Raw genomic sequence first — 18,447 nt, 5'->3', positions numbered from 1 at the left:
GTTCATCGACATCTTCACATTCGCAAGCTCGACACCGCTCGCGTCGGGCTTCACGCGGATCTTGACATTGTAGTCAACGACACGCTTCACGGCGACTAGGACTTTCATTGGCGATCCCCTACGCATGATATCCGGCGGTGGATGGTCCCCGCCTGTTCATCCTGGCGTTTTGCCATTCTTTGACCTGGGCCTAAGATTGGGCAATCAGCGCCCGCCGTCCAGCCCGACAATCGGGCACGGACCTTAGAATTGCTGCACTGCACATGTCAATAGTGTGCGTCCGGTAACGGGAAAACGTAATTTCGTTTCCTGGCTCACAAAATTGACGGGCCCAAACTTCCCTTTACGTAATGGGAAGATACCAGTGGGTCAGAGAATTTCAAGGGGGTTCTGCGGCAAATCCAGCGGGCTGGTGCCGTCACCCCCGCGTCAGGCCCGGCACCCACAGCACGTCAGCCGCCCCCTTGTCATTCAGCCAGCGGCCCAGAACGAACAGATGGTCGGACAAACGGTTGATATATTTGAGGGCCGGTGCCCCCACCGGCTCCGTCAGGGCCAGTTCGGTCATCTCCCGCTCCGCCCGCCGCGCCACGGTGCGGGCCTGATGCAGATAGGCGGCGGCGGGGCGACCGCCGGGCAGGATGAAGCTGTTCAGCGGCGCCAGATCGGCATTCAGCCGGTCGATCTCCGCCTCCAGCCGGTCCACCTGGACATCGATGATGCGCAAGGGCGGGTATGGGGGATTTTCCGCTTCCGGTGTGCACAGATCGGCGCCTAAGTCGAACAGGTCGTTCTGGATGCGGGCCAGCATGGCGTCGGCATCGGCCAGGGCCGGGTCGCCGCCCGTATGCAGGCGCGCCAGCCCCAGGACGGCATTCGCCTCATCCACCGTGCCATAGGCGGCGACGCGCAGCGCGTGCTTGGCCACGCGGCTGCCATCGCCCAGCGATGTCTGCCCCTTGTCGCCGCCACGGGTATAGATGCGGGTCAGGCGAACCATGGGGACGCTCCGGTCAAGGTCAGGAAGCCATGAAGGCCAGGGCGAACAGCACGACAGCCGCCACCTGCAGCCGGATGCGCCACCACATCAGCCTGTTGCCGTATCTGGCGTTGAAATCGCCGCCGCGCGCCATGGCGAACAACCCGATCACCAGCACAGCTAGCGTGGCGATCATGGCCAGGACCATGAGAAAGATCATGAAACCGCTCATGGCTTTCCATATAGCGCGGGACGGTGCTGCCGCCCAGGGGCAATCCGGGACAAATCGCAGCAGCCTGGGACTCCCCCTGCCGTTTCTGATAAGAGAAGCCGCGGCACCGCAGCCGGAAGAACCGATGTCCCCATCCTCCCCCCGCCAGGCCGGCATCCCCTTCATCCTGATCACCGTCTTCCTGGATGTGCTGACCTTCAGCCTGACCATTCCTGTCTGGCCGTCGCTGATCAGCCGCTTCGCCAACAGCGAGGCGTCGGCCGCCTGGTGGATGGGGGCCATGACGGCCGCCTTCTCCGTCATGCAGTTTGTCTTTGCACCCGTCCTGGGTTCGCTGTCCGACCGTTTCGGGCGGCGAAAGGTCATCCTGGCCTCTGTTGCCGGCATGGCCATCGACCAGCTGTTCATGGCCTTTGCGCCAGGTCTTGTCTGGTTGCTGATCGGGCGTATCGTGGCGGGGCTGACGGCGGCCAACATCGCGGCCGCCAACGCCTATATCGCCGATGTCAGCGCAGCGGAGAACCGGGCGAAGAATTTCGGCATGATGGGGGCGGCCTTTGGCATCGGTTTCATCACGGGGCCGGCGCTGGGCGGGTTGCTGGGCGAGATCGACCTGCGACTGCCCTTCATGGTGGCGGCTGGGCTTGCCGGGCTGAACTTCCTGTACGGCCTGTTCGTGCTGCCCGAGTCGCTGAAGCCCGCCAACCGCCGCGCCTTCAGCTGGGCCCGCGCCAATCCCGTAGGCAGCCTGCGGACGCTGGCTTCCCACCCGGCGGTGCTGGGTCTGGCCGCCAGCCGCACCTGCATGGTGCTGGCCTTTGGTGTCATGCAGATGGTCTGGGTGCTCTACACCACCAAGCGCTTCGGGTGGAGCGAGCTGGATAACGGCCTGTCGCTGGCCGCCGTCGGTTTGACCACGGTGCTGGTCCAGGGCGTATTGATCGCGCGGATCGTGAAGAAGCTGGGCGAACCAAGAACGGCGCTGCTGGGCATCAGCCTGGAATCGGCCGCCTATGTCGGCTATGCCACATCCAGCAGCAGCAGCGTCTTCTGCCTCTTCATTCCCATCCATGCGATGAGCGGCATCAGTTCCCCGGCCATCCAGAGCATCGTGGCCCGCAGCGTGGGGGCCAATGAACAGGGCGCCGTCCAGGGGGCGTTTGCCAGCATGCAGAGCCTGACCCTCATCCTGGCCCCGCTGATCGGGGCGGAACTGTTTTCGCGCTTCACGGCCGAGGGGGCGGCTGTGCCGATCCCCGGCATGCCCTTCTATTTCGGGTCCGTCATGCTGGCGCTGGCCGGGCTGGTGGCGGCCTGGGCCGTGCGGCGGGTTCCCGCTTCCCAACCCCAGCAACCGGCCGAGGTGGCGTGATGTTCGACAATCCGCGGCCCACCGGTTTCCTGCGGCATGTGCGGGCCTGCAACCGCCACGACCTGTCGGGCTTCCGGCCCTTCAGCCTGAATGGTGTGACCGTCGGGCAGGTGCGGACAGGGTTCATGGAACGGCTGCTGGCCCTGGGCCCGCCCTTTCTGCCCGATGCCGGTGGCATTACCCTGGACCCGGCGCTGGCTGACCCGGCCGCGCGCACCCGCGCGGTCGCCATCCCCCTGGAACGGCTGGTGGCCCAGAAGGCCATCCCCCGGCTGCGCGGGGAGATGTATGCGGTCACGCAGAATTGGGGCCTGCCCGTCCTGATGGAGATGGACAGGGCCGCCGTGCCCTTCTTCGGCGTCACCGCCTATGGGCTGCATGTCAACGGCTTCGTGCACAAGCCGGACGGGCTGCATCTCTGGGTGGGCAAGCGGGCCATGGACCGCGGCGTGGCGCCCGGCCAGTACGACAATCTGGTCGCCGGCGGGCAGCCCGCAGGGTTGAGCCTGACCGAGAATCTGGTCAAGGAGGCGTGGGAGGAGGCGGGGCTGCCGGCGGACATGGCGCTGACAGCCGTGCCGGTGGGTGCCGTCACCTATCTGATGGAACAGGATAAGGGGCTGAAGCCCGATGTCCTGTTCCTCTATGATCTGGAACTGCCCGCCGATTTCACTCCCCGCAACACCGACGGCGAGGTGGAGCGGTTCGAGCTGTGGCCCATCGCCAGGGTGGCGGCCAGCGTGCGCGACAGCGACGACTGGAAGTTCAACGTCAACCTGACGGTGATCGACTTCCTGATCCGCCATGGCTGGCTGACGCCCGACCATCCGGAATATCTGGATCTGTGCCGGGGGTTGCGGCGGTAGGGGCGGACATAGGCCCGCCCCTGCTGAACGATCAATACCCCGCCGCGTTGCCGTCCACCCGCATCTCCGTGCCGGCGCGGTAGACGCCGTTGACATGGTCGCGGACGATGGCTTCGTAGCTGCCATAGTGCAGGCCGGGCTTCACCTCGACCTTGTGGCCGCGCTTCTTCAGTTCCTCGATCACCGCCGGCGACACGCCCTGTTCGACGAAGACGGTACCGGCGCCGTCGCCGGCTTGGCCCGTCGGTTCCGGCGATCCCTCATGCTGCCAGCGGGCGGCGTCGCCCGCCTCCTGCACATTCATGCCGAAATCGATCATGTTGACCAGGACCTGGGTATGGCCCTGCGGCTGCATGCCCCCGCCCATGACGCCATAGGCGGCAAAGGGCTGGCCATCCTTGGTGACAAAGCCGGGGATGATGGTGTGGAAGGGGCGCTTGCCAGGCGCATAGACGTTGGGATGCGAAGGCTCCAGCGCGAACTGTTCGCCCCGGTCCTGCAGCATGAAGCCCAGGCCGTCGGGGACGAGGCCGGACCCCATGCCGCGATAGTTGGACTGGATCAGCGCCACCATCAGGCCGTCCTTGTCGGCGGTGGACAGGAAGATCGTGTCATGGCTTTCCGGCATCAAACCCGTTTCCGGTGCGCCGGCCTTGGCCATGTCGATCTGGGCGCGGCGCTTGGCGGCGTAGTCCTTGGAAATCAGCGTGCCGATGGGCAGCTTCACGAAATCCGGGTCGGCGTACCAGCGCGACCGGTCGGCAAAGGCCAGCTTCTTGGTCTCTACCGAGACATGGATGAAATCGGCGCTGTTATGGCCCATGGCCTTCAGGTCGTATCCTTCCAGGATGTTCAGCATCTGGAGCGTGGCCAGGCCCTGGCCATTGGGCGGGATCTGCCAGACATCATAGCCGCGATAGCTGGTGGAGATCGGCTCCACCCACTGCGCCTTGAAGTCCGCGAAGTCGGCATAGCGCAGCGGGCCGCCGATGCGCTTCATATAGGCGTCGATGGTCTTGGCGATGGTGCCCTTGTAATAGGCGTCATGGCCGCCCTTGGCGACGATGGACAGCGACCTGGCCAGGTCGGGATTGCGGAAGACCTGGCCGGCCGCGGGTGGTTTTCCGTTGATCAGGTAGGTCTTGCGGGCATTGTCCAACTCCTCGATCACCCCGCCCATCTGGTCGAAGCGGCGGAAATTGGCGGCCCAGCCCTTGGCGATGAAGGGTGACAGGGGGAAACCGTCGCTGGCGTACCCGATGGCGGGCGCCAGCACCTTCTCCATCGGCAGCTTGCCGTATTTCTTGTGCATCTCAACCCAGCCGGCCACGGCACCGGGCACGGTGACGGACAGGGAACCATGGGACGGGATCATCTTGCCCGGACCCAGGCGCTTGACCAGATCATCCAGGCTCTGGCCCTTGGGCGCCCGGCCGGACGCGTTCAGGCCCACGACCTTGTTCTGCTTGGGGTCCCAGATCAGGGCGAACAGGTCGCCGCCCATGCCGCTGCCCGTCGGTTCCATCAGGCCCAGGGTGGCGTTGGCGGCGATGGCCGCATCCACGGCGCTGCCACCCTGCTGCAGGATGGAAATGGCAACCTGCGTGGCCAGCGGCTGGCTGGTCGCCGCCGCACCGTTCTTGGCGATGATCTCTGACCGGCCGGCGAAATTGGCACCGACCAGACGGTCGCCGCGCCCGGCCTGCGCGCCGTCCACATAATCGGCGGCCACCGCCGTTTCCGTGATGATCGGCATGACACTCAACGCTCCCAGCAATAGCGCGGCCAGCCCGCGCCTGGTCTTCTGAACCATTGTCCGATCGCCTTCCTGTGCCTGGATTGCGGGCCTTCGCCCTGTCCTATTGTCCGCCGGTTTCCCAGCGCCTTTGCTTGTACGTCCACCGCCCCTTGGCGGCAACCCTTGCAGCACCACCGCGCCCCGTGCCAGCCTGCGCGCCAGTTGCTTTGTCGGGAGATGCGATCCATGCGGGTGATGGTGAATGGCGTGCCGCTCTATTTCGATGTCGAGGGGGCGGAACTGGTCCCCGATGGCGGGGTCTTGCGCAAGAAGCCGACATTGCTGCTGCTGCACGGGGGCCCCGGCTTCGACCATGCCAGCTTCAAGCCCGCCTTCGCCAGCCTGTCGGATCACGCCCAGGTGATTTATCTGGACCATCGCGGCCAGGGGCGCAGCGGCGGGGAGGAAAGGTCGCTCTGGACGCTGGCGCAATGGGCCGATGATGTGAAGGGTTTCTGCGACGCGCTGGGCATCGAAAGGCCGTTCGTGCTGGGCAACAGCTTCGGCGGCTTCGTGGCGCAGGAATATATGCGCCGCCATCCCGGACATGCGGCGGGCATCATCCTGTCCTCCACCGCGGCGCGCATGCGCCTGGACCTGATCGTCCAGGCCTTTGAACGCCGCGGTGGTCCGGCCATCGGCCGGGCGGCACAGGAATTCTGGTCCGACATCACCGCCGACAAGGTGGCCGATTATGCCGCCAAGGTCATGCCCGTCTATACGGTGAAGGCGCCGCTGGACGGGCCGGGCCGCGCCCGGTCCATCGTAAAGCCGGAGGTGCTGGAACATTTCTCCGGCAAGGGCGGTGAGATGTGGGGCATGGATTATCGCGACAGCCTGCCCCATGCCACCAGCCCTGTGCTGGTGCTGTGCGGCGACCAGGACCCGATCACGCCCTGGGAATGTTCGGAAGAGATCATCGCCCTGCTGCCCAAGGCGACGTCCGAACTGCACCGCTTCCCCGAATGCGGCCACGGCACCTTCCGCGACGATCCCACCGGCACCTTCGACCTGATCCGCCAATTCATGGGGGTGTGATGGGGCCAGCGGGGTCAGCGAGGGGTAAGTGTGCGTTGCATCACTGCGGCACGGGCGGCGGGGGTCCATCCCTTGTTAACCAAAATTGAACAGCGCTCATTCCTATGCCGATCCATCCCCGCCTCATGCCAGTTCCCGATGATCGGTACCGATCATCGGGCCTCAGGCGCCGGCGCCGCCATCCGGCGGCTTGGCTGCGCCGCAAGGGCGGCGCGGCGGCAGTCGCCGCCGAACCAAATCCCGACAAGATGAACGTGTCGGGATTTGGTTTCGTGCTTTGCGCGTTGCTGGCCGGCCTGGCCCTGACCGGGCCGGCGGCGGCGGAGATTACGGGGCCGACGGCGGGGGCGGAGACGGGGACCCTGACCCTGATCCTGGAGAACGACCTGTTCTATAATCTGGACCGCCATTACACCAATGGCGTCCAGGCCGTATGGACCACGGCGCGCGACGAGGTGCCGGACTGGACGCGCAACTGGGCGCGGCTGGTGCCCTTCTTCGCCCAGGATGGGCATGTGCGGGCGGTGTTCGCGCTGGGCCAGAACATGTACACGCCCAGCGACATCGAAACCCGCGACCCGCCCTTGACGGAACGGCCCTATGCCGGCTGGTTGCACGGGTCGGCCGGGTTGATCAACGAGACCAACCGGCGCATGGACCAGCTGCAATTGACCCTGGGCATGGTGGGGCCGGCATCACTAGCCGAACCGGCGCAGAAGATCGTCCACCGCCTGACCGATGCACCCCGGCCCCAGGGCTGGGACACGCAGTTGAAGAACGAGCCGGGGCTGGTCATCACCTATCAGCGCAGCTGGCGCTATGACCTGCTGGAAAGCACGGGCTTCGGCGTGGATGTGATGCCGCATGTCGGCGGGGCCGTGGGCAATATCGCCACCTATGCCGATGTCGGTTTCATGTTCCGCGCCGGCTGGCAACTGCCGGCGGATTTCGGGCCGGCACGCATCCAGCCCAGCCTGCCCGGCAGCGGCTTCTTCGAACCCGATGCCCGCCATCCCGTCGGCGTCTACTTCTTCCTGGGCTTTTCCGGCCGCGCCGTGGCGCGCAACATCTTCCTGGATGGCAATACGTTCCGCGACAGCCGGTCGGTGGACCGCAAAGTGTGGGTGGCGGATGTGCAGGCGGGCCTGGCCCTGAATGTCTACGATGCCCGCATCACCTACACCCATGTCTTCCGGACGCGTGAATTCGCCAGCCAGAAGGAAGGCGACGAGTACGGGGCCGTGGCCGTGACCTGGCAGTTTTGAGTTGTTCGGGTTTCAGAGTTAATCAGTTTTAATGGGAAGCACTACGTCATCGCCTTCCGGGCCTGCGCCGGGAAGGCGGGGAGAGATTCTATCTGGAACCGGGCAGCTTTCAAAACGGCCGCACGATCACCAGGATGACGATGGCGATCATCAGCAGGGTCGGCACTTCGTTCAGGATCCGGAAATATTTCTGGGGTTTGGTGTTGGCATCGGCGGCGAACAGGCGGACATGTTTGGACAGCACGCCATGCATGCCCGACAGGATCAGCACCAGTGTCAGCTTGGCATGCAGCCAGCCCTGGCCCTTCAGCATCTCCGGGTTCAACGCGATCATGGCGATGCCGAAGATCCAGGCCCCACCCATGGCCGGGTTGATGATGGCCTTCAGCAGGCGGCGTTCCATCACCTTGAAGGTTTCCGACTGCACCGACCCCTTCTCCGCCGCGCAATGATAGACGAACAGGCGCGGCAGATAGAGCATGCCGGCCATCCAGGCGATGATGCTGATGACATGCAGGGCCTTGATCCACAGGTAATAGTCCGCCATGGGCCGTGTCTTTCCCGATTTCCCGGCCGGATATCCCGATGGACCTTTGCCCATCTGTGCCGGCCCCGGCTAAATAGCATCGCGGCGCCTTGACACCAAGTGCGGAAGCCGCTGCGCGACAAGGTAGCGCCTTGCATACGGGCGTACGCGTGATAGGTTGCCGCAGACACACCCTCCGGCCAATCCAGGCCCAGGAACCGATATGGCCGATACCGCCCAGACCGACGCGCCCGAACAGGGGGAGGCCGAGGTCTTCCTGTTCGATGATGCTTCGCGCGACGCGCTGCATATCCTGCCGATGGCCATGCTGCCGTTGCAGACGCCGGGCCTGCGCCGCGCCAAGCTGATCAAGAATGCAAGGCTGGAAACGGTGGTGGAGATTTTCCAGGACCGGTCCACGGGCAGCGGCCAGATCAGCCCAGACCATCTGGGCAGCCTGTTTCCCAGCCATGGCAAGTCACTGCGCGCCGACATGGTGCAGATCAGCAAGCTGACCCGCATCAACAGTTTCGATATTTACACCCTGCGCAAGGAACTGCGCCGGGTGGGCATCGCCGTCAACGATGCCAAGTCCTTGCAGTTGTCGGACAGCAAGCGCGCCGAACTGACCGGATATATGAAGGATTTCACCCGGCCGCTGCTGCAGCAGGTCTATGGCGGCGAACAGCGGCAGATCAGCGATGTGTCGGACATCCTGGCCATGCTGGCCAATCCCGAACGGGAGGAGGCGCTGGCCAATCTGCGCCTGCTGTCGGAAAAGCTGAAGGTGAAGCTGAACGACATCCCCGACTTCCTGGAGGATTATGGCGACGTGTTCCTGTCGCTGGCCTATTTCCGTTCCTGCCTGGACGGCATCGTGCCGGAGGTGCAGAAGTTCATGAAATGGGCGATGGAGCCGAAATCATCGGAACTGATCGCGCGCGACCGCATCATCATGAAGATGCTGTCGGACGTGCAGTCGAAACTGACCTCCATCACCACGTCCATCACCGGCCGCTTTGAGGCGTTCGACCGGCGCAGCAAGGATTTCTGGAACGATATCAGCGCCGACAGCTTCCGGTCGGTGCGCCACCAGATCGAAAGCCACCATGTCACCATCGGCGGCGTGCTGTGCGGTCTGGCGGTGAAGATGGCCCTGTGGAAGGCCCGCTTCCCCCAGGGCGGGGCCGGGCCCAACAAGCGGGTGGAATTCATCCGTTCCGAAATCCTGCCCGGCCTGGACCATATCCTGGCCATTGAGAATGCCGCTTCGGGCATGAAGTGAGTCACGGCATGCCCCCATTCCGCGTCGGAAAGGCGCACCTGCGCCCATGACCATTGCGAGCGGTTCGCAGGGATGGGACAAGAGGGGATGAGCGACCAAGCCCTTCCCCCCCCTGCCGTCCCGCTTTCCGGCCCCGCCGCCTGGCGGGCGCGTCTGCCCAGCGGCTGGACCCTAGTGGTCCTGGCCATCGCGCTGGCCGTGGCCCTGCCCGTGCTGATCGTGGGCAGCCGGGTGCTGGTTTCCAGCAACGGGGTGTGGACGCATCTGGCCGACACGGTGCTATGGACCTATATAAGCAACACCCTGCGGCTGGCCGGCGGCGTGGCGGTGGGGGTCTGCATCATCGGGGTGGGCACCGCCTGGCTGGTCACCATGTGCCGCTTCCCCGGCTCCCGCTGGCTGGAATGGGCGCTGCTGCTGCCCATGGCCATGCCGGCCTATGTGATGGCCTATGTCTATACCGACCTGTTGCAGTTCGTGGGCCCGGTGCAGACAGCACTGCGCGACCTGTTCGGCTGGCGGCGGGCCGATTACTGGTTCCCGGACATCCGCTCGCTGGGCGGGGCCATCGCGGTGCTGTCCTTTGTGCTGTACCCCTATGTTTATCTGCTGGCCCGCGCCGCCTTCCTGGAACAGTCGGTCTGTGTGCTGGAAGTGGCCCGCACGCTGGGCTCTGGCGCCTGGCGCAGCTTCGCGCGCGTGGCCCTGCCGCTGGCCCGTCCCGCCATCGCCGCCGGTCTGGCGCTGGCCATGATGGAGGTGGTGGCCGATTTCGGCACCGTGCAGTATTTCGCCGTCGATACCTTCACCACCGGCATCTACCGCACCTGGTTCGCCATGGGGGAGCCGGTGGCCGCCGCCCAGCTGGCGTCGGTGCTGATGCTGTTCGTCATGGTGCTGGTGGTGATGGAACGCACCAGTCGCGGCCGGGCCCGCTATTTCCATTCCACCGGCCGGTACCGTGTCCTGCCATCTTACAGGCTGGCGGGATTGCGGGCGGCGGGGGCCCTGGCCGCGTGTCTGGCGCCGCTGCTGATCGGGTTCATCCTTCCCGTGGCCCTGCTGGCCCATATGGCGCTGACGCAGGGTGACAGCCTGTTCGCGGCCAGCTTCCGGCAACTGGCGGGCAATTCCTTCACGCTGGCCGGCATCACCTCGGTCCTGGCCGTGGCGCTGGCGGCCCTGGTCGCCTATGGGCTGCGGCTGCGGCCCACGCCGGTGCTGAAGGGGGCGGCGCGCGTGGCGGCCATGGGCTATGCCGTGCCGGGCAGCGTCATCGCAGTCGGCATCCTGATCCCCGCCGCCCATATCGACAACGCCGTGGACGGGTTCATGCGCAGCCATTTCGGCCTGTCCACGGGCCTGATCCTGTCAGGCACCATCGCGGCCATCGTCTATGCCTATCTGGTGCGGTTCCTGGCCGTGTCCTTCAATACGGTGGAGGCCAGCCTGTCCAAGATCCGGCCCACGCTGGATCAGGCGGCCCGCATCCTGGGCCAGACGCCGGGCCGGACCCTGCTGAAGGTGCACACGCCGATCATGCGCGGCAGCCTGCTGACGGCGGCCCTGCTGGTCTTCGTCGATGTGATGAAGGAACTGCCGGCCACGATGATTGTGCGGCCGTTCAATTTCGACACGCTGGCCGTGCGCGTCTATACGCTGGCCGGGGACGAACGGCTGGCGGAGGCCAGCACCCCGGCCCTGGCCATCGTCGCCGTCGGCATCATCCCCGTGATCCTGCTGTCGCGCGCCATCGCGAAGAGCCGACCGGGGAGCGAGGGGTAAACACCTTCCCCGTCATCCCGGCTTTCGCCGGGATGACGACAGAGAGGGCATTATCTCCCCGAAGCGATGCGCTCCACCAGCTGCTTGACCGTCGGCACGAAGCCGTTGGCGTACCAGGGGTCCTGGGCGAAGCGATAGGCGTTGTGACCGGCGAACATCAGCTGGTGTTCGCAATCTTCCGAATGGCTGATGTTCTGCAAGGTCTTCTGGATGCAGAAGGAACGCGGATCGGCGCGGCGTCCCGTCGTGCCTTCCTCATTCTGCGACCAGTTGGAAAAGGCGCAGGCTGACAGGCAGCCCATGCAATCCACCTGATCCTTCAGGATGGCGCGGCCGCTTTCGGGCGTCACGAACACCATGGTCGTATCCGGGGTCTTCAGCGCCTGGGTATAGCCGGCCGCCACCCAGCCTTCGGCATGCGCCTTGTCGGCCGCGGTCAGATAGACGGGGCGGCCGCGCGGGCCGACGGCGAATTCTTCCGTCAGTTCACCCACCGGCTCGGTCGCGAACGCCACCTGCCGTTCGGACCGCAGGCGCAGATCCTCCAGGAACGGGTTGCGCACGGCCGATGAATAGAAGCCCGTGGGCGAGAACTTGTTCAGATAGACGTCACCCGGCTTCAGGGTTAGGAGCTTCTGCTTCCACGCGTCGGAGATGGGGCTTTCCTGGGTCAGAAGCGGGCGGGTGCCGTACTGGAAGGAGATGGGGCCGATCTCCGGATTGTCCAGCCAATGCTCCCATTCCGACAGCCACCACACGCCACCGGCCATGACGATGGGCGTCTGGCCAAGGCCGAAACTGTTCATCATCTGGCGCAGCGCGGCGACGCGGGGGTACGGGTCTTCCGGCTTCTGTGGATCCTCGCTGTTGGACAGGCCATTATGGCCGCCGGCCAGCCACGGATCCTCATAGACCACGCCGCCCAGGAATTCCGGATGCTTGTTATAGGCGCGCAGCCACAGGGCGCGAAAGGCGCGGGCCGAGCTGACGATGGGGTAATAATAGACGCCGTGGCGCACGGCGATCTCCGCCACGCGATAGGGCATGCCGGCGCCGCAGGTCACGCCATGGACCAGGCCCTTGGCCCCTTCCAGGATGCCTTCCAGAATCTCCTCGGCTCCGCCCATCTCCCACAGCACATTGACATGGATGCGACCATTGCCGTTCGACACCTCATGCGCGATGCGGGCCTGGGTGATGCCGCCCTGGATGCCGAAGGCGATCAGCTCATGATGGCGCTCGCGCCGCGTGCGGGTCAGATAGACCTGGGGGATGGAATTGCCATCCTCGTCATAGGTGTCGGCATTGACGCCGGAGAAGGTGCCGATGCCGCCGGCCGCGGCCCAGGCCCCGGCACTCTGCCCGGTCGACACGGCAATGCCCTTCCCGCCTTCGACCAGGGGCAGCACTTCCTTGCCGGACATGACCAGTGGCTTCAGCGCCTTCACCGTACTTCCTCCAAAAGACCGACCGCCATCGGCCCCGCCGCCATTTCCGGCGCGGGTTCCCACGGGTGCACATATAGGAAAAGATATCGAAGCGAAAGAGGGGTGGTCAGCCGGGGCGCATTATGTTGACCTTACGGAAGGTGACATCGCCAATAGGAGGCTGGGAATGTCGGCAACGGGCCGCGAGGGACAGGTCACGCCCTGCCTGCGCTATAAGGACGCAAAGGCCGCCATCGCCTGGTTGGGCCTGGTGGTCGGCTTTGCCGAACATCTGGTCGTACCGGGGGAGGGTGACGAGATCGTGCATGCCCAGTTGGTGCTGGGTAGCGGCATGATCATGCTGTCCAGCGACCGGGAGGATCAGTACGGATTCCGGGCACCGGGGCCGGACGGGGCCGGCGCGGCGCTGAACTGTTTCATCATCGCCGATTTGGACGCGCTCTATGCCCGTGTCACGGCAGCGGGGGAGAAGACGCTGGAGGGCGGGATCATCGACACGCCCTATGGCTCGCGCGCCTTCACCATCCGCGATCCCGAGGGGCATTTCTGGCATTTCGGGACGTATGATCCGTGGGCGTGAGGCCCCTTCACATGTAATGCCCCAGCGACAGGAAATTCTCCTTCGTCGCCGCGTCCACGGGCAGGCCGCGTTCCAGGACCAGTTCTGCCACGCGGCCCGCGATGGCATCGAAGCCTGTCAGCTGGCTTTCGATGCTGTGGCGGCGGCGGCCGGCCTGGATGGTTAATTGCATCCAGCCGTCCGACCGATCTTTCTTCGCGGAATAGTAACGCAGCTTCACGTTCGTTACCCGGTCCCAGCGGACCATCACCATGAAGAATCCGTGAGGCAGGACCAGCCCTTCATCGGAAAGCCGGCAATGGACACCCCGGCGGGCCAGCGTGCGCAGACCCAGCCAGGCGAACAGACCGGCGCCGGCCAGCAGCGGCACCGCCACCAGCGGATGGGCGTCGAACCCGACCAGGGCCAGCGGGCCCAGCGTCACCGCCAGGCCCGCCGCCGCCCGCATCGCATCGGCCTTTAGGGCATCGGCCGGGTAACGGCCGAAACCGGGTTCATTCACTTCGATAGTCCGTGGGCACGCAGGATGAAGGCCTGGGCCACCGCCACCTCCTTCAGCTTATCGAAACGGCCGGTGGAGCCGCCATGGCCGGCACTCATCTCCGTCTTCAGCATCAGGACATTGTCGTCGGTCTTGTAGGCGCGCAGCCGGGCCGCCCATTTGGCCGGTTCCCAATAGGTGACGCGGTAATCATTCAGGCCGGCGGTGATCAGGATGGGCGGATAGGGCCGGCGGGCGACATTGTCATAGGGGCTGTAGGTCTTCATGACCTGATAGATTTCCGGAATGTTGGGATTACCCCATTCCGGATAATCACCCGTAGTCAGCGGCAGCGTGTCGTCGAACAGGGTGTTCAGCACATCGACGAAGGGCACATGCGCCACCGCCCCGGCGAACATGCCGTCCGATGCCATGTTCAGCACCGCCCCCATCAGGGTGCCGCCGGCCGACCCGCCCTCGATGCTGATCTGGCCGGGACTGGTGAATTTCTGGGCCACCAGGAACTGCGCCACATCCAGGAAATCGTTGAAGGTGTTGGGCTTGTTGGTCAGGCGCCCGGCATCGTGCCAGGGGCGGCCCATCTCCTCACCGCCCCGGATATGGGCGATGGCATAGACGAAGCCGCGATCAAGCAGGCCGATGCGGTTGGGGGAGAAGCCGGGCTCCATGGCGATGGAATAGGAGCCATAGCCATAGAGATGCAGCGGTGCCTTGCCGTCCTTCACCAGATCCTTGCGATAGACGATGGAGACCGGGATCGGCGTGCCGTCGCGCGCCGGGGCCATCAGCCGTTCCGAGGTGTAGAGGGCGGGATCGTAACCGCTGGGGATCTCCTGCACCTTGCGGGTGGTCAGGGTGCGGGCGGCCAGATCATAGTCGAACACGGTGGGCGGCGTGACCAGCGAGTGATAACGCACACGCAGGGTGCCCGTCTCATATTCCTCGTTGTTCAGGCCGGAGACGGCGAAGGCGGCATCAGGGAAGGCGATGGTGTGCGACCCGCCCTTATTATCCAGCACCCAGACCTGCTGCGTGCCATCCTGCCGGCCGAACACCACCAGCCAGTCCTTCAGGGCCAGCAGGCCGGTCAGATACTGGTTGTCGGCACCCGCCATCACCTCCGTCCAGGCCTTCTCCGACCAGTCATTGATTGGCGTCTTCAACAGCCGGAAATTCAGATGCTTGTCATTGGACAGGATCCACAGGCTGTCGCCCTGGTCGGCCACGGAATAGAGGTGGTTTTCCCGGCGCGCGATCACCGGCTTGGGCGTGGCTGTGGGATCGTCGGACGGGATCAGCAGTGTTTCAGAGGATACCAGCGTGCCCGACCCGATCTCGATGAAGCGGCCGGACTGGCTCTCCCCGATGCCGACCCACCAGGACGGGTCCTTTTCCTCATAGACCAGCACCCCGGCATCGGCGTTGGCGCCCAGGGCCGTGCGCATCACCTGCTTGGGCCGCTGGCTCTCATCCTTCAGCACATAGAACAGGGTCTTGTTGTCGGCTGCCCAGACGACGGAACCGGACGTGCCGGCAATGGGCTCGCCCACGAACTCACCATTGGTCAGGTCCTTCACGACGATTGTGAAGTTTTCCGAGCCGTTATCGTCGAAACTGTAGGCCAGATAGCGGCCGTCGGGGCTGGGTTCCAGCGCCTCGACATCATAGAATTCCTTGCCCCGGGCCAGTTCGTTGATGTCCAGGATGGTCTTCTCGGCCCCTTCCGCCTCGGTCTTGGCGCGGCGCACGAAGGTGGGGTGATCCTGGCCGGCGGCAAAGCGCGACTGGTAGATATAGCCGCCGCGCGGATAGGGCACGCCGGTATCATCCTCCTTCACGCGGCCCTTCAGTTCCGCGAACAGGGAGGCGCGCAAGCCCTCCTCCTCCTTGCCCAGGACGGTATCGGTATAGGCGTTCTCCGCCTTCAGGTAATCCAGCACGTCGGGATCGTCGACCTTGGGATAATCCTTGTCGCGCAGCCAGTCATAGGGGTCGGTCCAGGTGTCGCCATGGCGGACATGGGTGACGGGGATCTGCTTGGCCACCGGCGGGGCGGGGAACAGGCCCTGGCGCAGCGGCGGCAGATCGGCGCTGGCCTGGGGAGCGGTGTCGGCTTGCATGGCGGCTTGGTTCCTCGGCAGCGTCACATAGGCCAGCGTGGTGGCCCCGACCAGGGCAGCGAACAGGATCAGGATGCCGGGCCGCTTCGGCCCCCCCTTGGAATGATCACCCGGCGACATGGCGGCACGCCCTTTCACGGATTGCGATTGGCGCCAGGATAGGCAAGCCGACCCACCCCGCCAACGGTGAAATCCTTGTGGACCCATCATTTAGGGCGGGCATCGGCCCTTGAAACGCTTTATGGTGGTACTCAGTACAGGCAGTCGAACCGGTTCGTTCACCACCGAAAGCGGGGGAACGGCTGGAGCGGCGTACTCTTGTTTCGGTTCCCCTGGGTGAGAAGCGCCCTTTGGAACGGCTGACGGGACGGGGCGTGACCTTTGGTCGATGACGATTTCCTGTTCGCGGAGGATGGCACCTTGAAGGGTGCGCCGGCCGTGTCGATGGAAAGCCGCCAGCCGGACGGCCCGCCTTGGCGCATCCTGATCGTCGATGATGACGAGGAAGTGCATTCCGTCACCCGCTACGCCCTGCGCAAGGTGCGTTTCCGCGACCGTCCGCTGGAATTGCTGTCGGCCTATTCCGCGTCCCAGGCGCTGAGCATGCTGGCGGCGGAATCCTGCGTCGCCCTGGTGTTGCTGGACGTGGTGATGGAGACGGATGATGCCGGCCTGCGGCTGGTGCACGCCATCCGCCAGGATCTGGGCGACATGGCCGTCCGCATCATCCTGCGCACCGGACAGCCCGGCCAGGCGCCGGAGGAACGGGTGATCGTCGATTACGACGTCAACGACTACAAGGCCAAGACGGAGCTGACGTCGCAGAAGCTGTTCACCACGGTGATCGCGGCCTTGCGCGCCTATGACAGCATCACGACGATCGAGGCCAACCGCCGCGGCCTGCGCCGCATGATCGCCCTGGACGACCGGCTGCGCCCCGATATGGGACTGGAAGCCTATGCCCAGACCGTGCTTGAACAGGCCGGCCCCATCCTGGGCGCCAATGCCAGCGGACTGGCCTGCGCGGTGGAGGGGGTGGAGGGCTGGTCCATCGGTGGCACCCGCTTCCGTCCCCTGGCCGCCACCGGCGGTTTCACGGGCACCGACACAGTGCCGGCCACCAGTGCCCTGCATGTCCGGCTGTCCTCGGCTCTGGCGGCCAGGCGCACGGGCGTGGAAGGGCGCACGGCCATCCTCTATATGCCCGGCCCCGATGGTGGCGCCTTCCTGGCCTTGCTGGATTGCGACCGGCCCTTGCTGCCCGCGGATGCGGAGATGCTGGGCGTGCTGACCGCCAAGTTCGCGGGTGGGCTGGTCAATCTGGTGCTCTATGAGCAATTGAGCCAGGCCAATACCGACCTGCGGGCCCTGGCCCAGACGCTGGAACATCGCGTGGCCGAACGTACCCGCGAACTGTCAGAGGCCAATGCCAAGTTGGAGACACTGGCCAGCATCGACAGTCTGACCGGCATCCTGAACCGCCGCCGCTTCATGGAAGTGGCAGAGGTGGAATGGGACCGGTCCACACGCTATGGCCGTCCCTTCTCCCTGCTGCTGCTGGACCTGGACCAGTTCAAGCGCATCAATGACGGCTATGGCCATGCCGCTGGTGACACGGCCATCCGTGTCGCGGCGGAGCGGGCGGCATCCGCCCTGCGCACCACCGACAATATTGCCCGCTTCGGCGGGGAGGAACTGGTGGTGCTGCTGCCGGAAACGGATATGGCAGCGGCGCTGATGGTGGCGGAGCGCATCCGGGCGTCCATCGGTACCCAACCCGTCCTGCATGAGGACAAGGCCATTCCGCTCACCACCAGCATCGGCGTTGCCACTTGGCTGGGGGAAGAGGAAAGTCTGGCAGCGTTGCTGGACCGGGCCGACCAGGCGCTGTATCAGGCCAAGCAACTGGGCCGCAACCGCGTGGAAGCGTCCCGCGTCACCGTTTCCTGAGGCGTCATTCAACCATGATTCCGGTCCCCCTGTCCGTGCCGGCCTTTCCGCGGCCCATGCATGCCGTGATTTTCGATATGGACGGGTTGCTGATCGATACCGAACGCCATGTGCGCGCGGCGACGCTGGGCGCGGCGATCGATATCGGCCGGCCCATGGGTGATGATTTCTATGCCGGCATCATCGGCACGCCCTGGCCGGAAACCTTCGTGATGCTGACGGACTTCTTCGGCGGGGAGGATGGGTTCGCGCGTTTCCGCAGCCATTTCACCCCCCGGATGGAGGCGCTGCGCCAGGGGGTGGAGATGATGGAAGGCGTGGTGGAACTGCTGGACCGGCTGGACGATCTCGGCCTTCCCAAGGCGGTGGCCACCTCCACCGGCCGGGCCAAGGCGGATGAACATCTGCGCCATGTCGGCATTCATCACCGCTTCAAGGCCATCGTCACCCGCGACGATGTCACCCGCGGCAAGCCGCATCCCGAACCCTATCTGACGGCGGCAGGATTGCTGGGCGTCGATCCGGCCCATTGCCTGGCGCTGGAGGACAGCCATAACGGCATCCGGTCCGCCCATGGCGCCGGGATGATGGCGGTGATGGTGCCCGACCTGCTGCCTGCCACCGACGAGATGCGCCGTCTGGCCCTGCATGTCGCCGATGGCCTGCACGGCGTGCGGGCGCTGCTAGGGTGAGAGCCCTCA

16 protein-coding genes and 1 pseudogene are annotated in these 18,447 nt (G+C 65.2%); 9 read left to right on the top strand and 8 right to left on the bottom strand.

What is annotated here, in order from left to right:
- The 3 genes and pseudogenes from AC1Q7F_RS31745 to AC1Q7F_RS31735 form a co-directional block, all read right to left on the bottom strand.
- Nucleotides 1-108: pseudogene (locus tag AC1Q7F_RS31745) on the bottom strand (electron transfer flavoprotein subunit beta/FixA family protein); the annotation flags it as partial.
- A 310-nt stretch (nucleotides 109-418) separates the two neighbouring features.
- A complete protein-coding gene (locus AC1Q7F_RS31740) occupies nucleotides 419-1,000 on the bottom strand; it encodes a cob(I)yrinic acid a,c-diamide adenosyltransferase (protein ID WP_492512550.1) in 582 nt (193 codons plus the stop codon).
- Nucleotides 1,001-1,019: 19 nt separating this feature from the next.
- Nucleotides 1,020-1,211 carry a twin transmembrane helix small protein gene (locus AC1Q7F_RS31735; protein ID WP_492512549.1) on the bottom strand — a complete coding sequence of 64 codons (192 nt, stop codon included), beginning with the start codon at nucleotides 1,209-1,211 and terminating at the stop codon, nucleotides 1,020-1,022.
- A 124-nt stretch (nucleotides 1,212-1,335) separates the two neighbouring features.
- Between AC1Q7F_RS31735 and AC1Q7F_RS31730 the strand changes: the two genes are divergently transcribed.
- Together AC1Q7F_RS31730 and AC1Q7F_RS31725 are read left to right on the top strand one after the other, a co-directional pair.
- Nucleotides 1,336-2,583: a TCR/Tet family MFS transporter gene (locus AC1Q7F_RS31730; RefSeq protein WP_492512548.1), complete on the top strand. Its 1,248-nt coding sequence runs from the start codon at nucleotides 1,336-1,338 to the stop codon at nucleotides 2,581-2,583.
- Nucleotides 2,583-3,449 (top strand): DUF4743 domain-containing protein, encoded by an 867-nt coding sequence (locus tag AC1Q7F_RS31725; RefSeq protein ID WP_492512547.1) that lies wholly within the window; start codon nucleotides 2,583-2,585, stop codon nucleotides 3,447-3,449. The genes AC1Q7F_RS31730 and AC1Q7F_RS31725 overlap by 1 nt, the downstream gene beginning before the upstream one ends.
- 31 nt (nucleotides 3,450-3,480) lie before the next feature.
- On the opposite strand, the gene ggt is transcribed toward AC1Q7F_RS31725, so the two are convergent.
- Nucleotides 3,481-5,262, bottom strand: a complete 1,782-nt coding sequence (gene ggt, locus AC1Q7F_RS31720) for a gamma-glutamyltransferase (RefSeq protein ID WP_492512546.1) — start codon at nucleotides 5,260-5,262, stop codon at nucleotides 3,481-3,483.
- Nucleotides 5,263-5,433: 171 nt separating this feature from the next.
- Between ggt and AC1Q7F_RS31715 the strand changes: the two genes are divergently transcribed.
- Together AC1Q7F_RS31715 and AC1Q7F_RS31710 are read left to right on the top strand one after the other, a co-directional pair.
- Nucleotides 5,434-6,285, top strand: a complete 852-nt coding sequence (locus AC1Q7F_RS31715; RefSeq protein ID WP_492512545.1) for an alpha/beta fold hydrolase — start codon at nucleotides 5,434-5,436, stop codon at nucleotides 6,283-6,285.
- Nucleotides 6,286-6,410: 125 nt separating this feature from the next.
- The gene (locus AC1Q7F_RS31710) at nucleotides 6,411-7,550 is read left to right on the top strand and encodes a lipid A deacylase LpxR family protein (protein WP_492512544.1); all 1,140 of its coding nucleotides are present in this window, start codon (nucleotides 6,411-6,413) and stop codon (nucleotides 7,548-7,550) included.
- A 109-nt stretch (nucleotides 7,551-7,659) separates the two neighbouring features.
- Here the strand turns inward: AC1Q7F_RS31710 and hemJ are convergent, their stop codons facing one another.
- Nucleotides 7,660-8,097 (bottom strand): protoporphyrinogen oxidase HemJ, encoded by a 438-nt coding sequence (hemJ, locus tag AC1Q7F_RS31705; RefSeq protein WP_492512543.1) that lies wholly within the window; start codon nucleotides 8,095-8,097, stop codon nucleotides 7,660-7,662.
- Between the two features lie 202 nt (nucleotides 8,098-8,299).
- On the opposite strand from hemJ, the gene AC1Q7F_RS31700 reads away from it, so the two are divergent.
- Both AC1Q7F_RS31700 and AC1Q7F_RS31695 read left to right on the top strand, forming a co-directional pair.
- Nucleotides 8,300-9,361, top strand: a complete 1,062-nt coding sequence (locus tag AC1Q7F_RS31700; protein ID WP_492512542.1) for a hypothetical protein — start codon at nucleotides 8,300-8,302, stop codon at nucleotides 9,359-9,361.
- 87 nt (nucleotides 9,362-9,448) lie between these two features.
- Entirely contained in the window at nucleotides 9,449-11,146 is a 1,698-nt protein-coding gene (locus AC1Q7F_RS31695) for an ABC transporter permease (RefSeq protein ID WP_492512541.1), read from the top strand.
- Nucleotides 11,147-11,196: 50 nt separating this feature from the next.
- Here the strand turns inward: AC1Q7F_RS31695 and AC1Q7F_RS31690 are convergent, their stop codons facing one another.
- On the bottom strand, nucleotides 11,197-12,594 hold the full coding sequence (locus AC1Q7F_RS31690; protein ID WP_492512540.1) for an NAD(P)H-dependent flavin oxidoreductase: 1,398 nt from the start codon (nucleotides 12,592-12,594) through the stop codon (nucleotides 11,197-11,199).
- 166 nt (nucleotides 12,595-12,760) lie between these two features.
- On the opposite strand from AC1Q7F_RS31690, the gene AC1Q7F_RS31685 reads away from it, so the two are divergent.
- Nucleotides 12,761-13,174, top strand: a complete 414-nt coding sequence (locus AC1Q7F_RS31685; RefSeq protein ID WP_492512539.1) for a VOC family protein — start codon at nucleotides 12,761-12,763, stop codon at nucleotides 13,172-13,174.
- Nucleotides 13,175-13,181: 7 nt separating this feature from the next.
- Here AC1Q7F_RS31685 and AC1Q7F_RS31680 read toward each other — a convergent pair whose 3' ends face one another.
- Nucleotides 13,182-13,676 carry a hypothetical protein gene (locus AC1Q7F_RS31680; protein ID WP_492512538.1) on the bottom strand — a complete coding sequence of 165 codons (495 nt, stop codon included), beginning with the start codon at nucleotides 13,674-13,676 and terminating at the stop codon, nucleotides 13,182-13,184.
- Nucleotides 13,673-15,916 carry a S9 family peptidase gene (locus AC1Q7F_RS31675; protein ID WP_492512537.1) on the bottom strand — a complete coding sequence of 748 codons (2,244 nt, stop codon included), beginning with the start codon at nucleotides 15,914-15,916 and terminating at the stop codon, nucleotides 13,673-13,675. Before AC1Q7F_RS31675 ends, AC1Q7F_RS31680 begins: the two co-directional genes overlap by 4 nt.
- A gap of 261 nt (nucleotides 15,917-16,177) precedes the next feature.
- Between AC1Q7F_RS31675 and AC1Q7F_RS31670 the strand changes: the two genes are divergently transcribed.
- The gene (locus AC1Q7F_RS31670) at nucleotides 16,178-17,746 is read left to right on the top strand and encodes a diguanylate cyclase (RefSeq protein ID WP_492512536.1); all 1,569 of its coding nucleotides are present in this window, start codon (nucleotides 16,178-16,180) and stop codon (nucleotides 17,744-17,746) included.
- 14 nt (nucleotides 17,747-17,760) lie between these two features.
- Nucleotides 17,761-18,438, top strand: coding sequence for an HAD family hydrolase (locus AC1Q7F_RS31665; protein WP_492512535.1), 678 nt, complete (start codon nucleotides 17,761-17,763; stop codon nucleotides 18,436-18,438).
- The last annotated feature ends 9 nt before the right edge of the window (nucleotides 18,439-18,447 follow it).

Source organism: Niveispirillum sp. GW835-FHT14G11 (genome assembly GCF_058793615.1).
The sequence above is the reverse complement of the archived record's forward strand: the minus strand, read 5'-3'. Positions and strand labels throughout refer to the sequence as shown.

Coding starts and splice junctions, on each gene's coding strand:
- AC1Q7F_RS31740 (WP_492512550.1), bottom strand. CDS start 1,000: ATGGTTCGCCTGACCCGCATCTATACCCGTGGCGGCGACAAGGGGCAG.
- AC1Q7F_RS31735 (WP_492512549.1), bottom strand. CDS start 1,211: ATGAGCGGTTTCATGATCTTTCTCATGGTCCTGGCCATGATCGCCACG.
- AC1Q7F_RS31730 (WP_492512548.1), top strand. CDS start 1,336: ATGTCCCCATCCTCCCCCCGCCAGGCCGGCATCCCCTTCATCCTGATC.
- AC1Q7F_RS31725 (WP_492512547.1), top strand. CDS start 2,583: ATGTTCGACAATCCGCGGCCCACCGGTTTCCTGCGGCATGTGCGGGCC.
- ggt (WP_492512546.1), bottom strand. CDS start 5,262: ATGGTTCAGAAGACCAGGCGCGGGCTGGCCGCGCTATTGCTGGGAGCG.
- AC1Q7F_RS31715 (WP_492512545.1), top strand. CDS start 5,434: ATGCGGGTGATGGTGAATGGCGTGCCGCTCTATTTCGATGTCGAGGGG.
- AC1Q7F_RS31710 (WP_492512544.1), top strand. CDS start 6,411: ATGCCAGTTCCCGATGATCGGTACCGATCATCGGGCCTCAGGCGCCGG.
- hemJ (WP_492512543.1), bottom strand. CDS start 8,097: ATGGCGGACTATTACCTGTGGATCAAGGCCCTGCATGTCATCAGCATC.
- AC1Q7F_RS31700 (WP_492512542.1), top strand. CDS start 8,300: ATGGCCGATACCGCCCAGACCGACGCGCCCGAACAGGGGGAGGCCGAG.
- AC1Q7F_RS31695 (WP_492512541.1), top strand. CDS start 9,449: ATGAGCGACCAAGCCCTTCCCCCCCCTGCCGTCCCGCTTTCCGGCCCC.
- AC1Q7F_RS31685 (WP_492512539.1), top strand. CDS start 12,761: ATGTCGGCAACGGGCCGCGAGGGACAGGTCACGCCCTGCCTGCGCTAT.
- AC1Q7F_RS31675 (WP_492512537.1), bottom strand. CDS start 15,916: ATGTCGCCGGGTGATCATTCCAAGGGGGGGCCGAAGCGGCCCGGCATC.
- AC1Q7F_RS31665 (WP_492512535.1), top strand. CDS start 17,761: ATGATTCCGGTCCCCCTGTCCGTGCCGGCCTTTCCGCGGCCCATGCAT.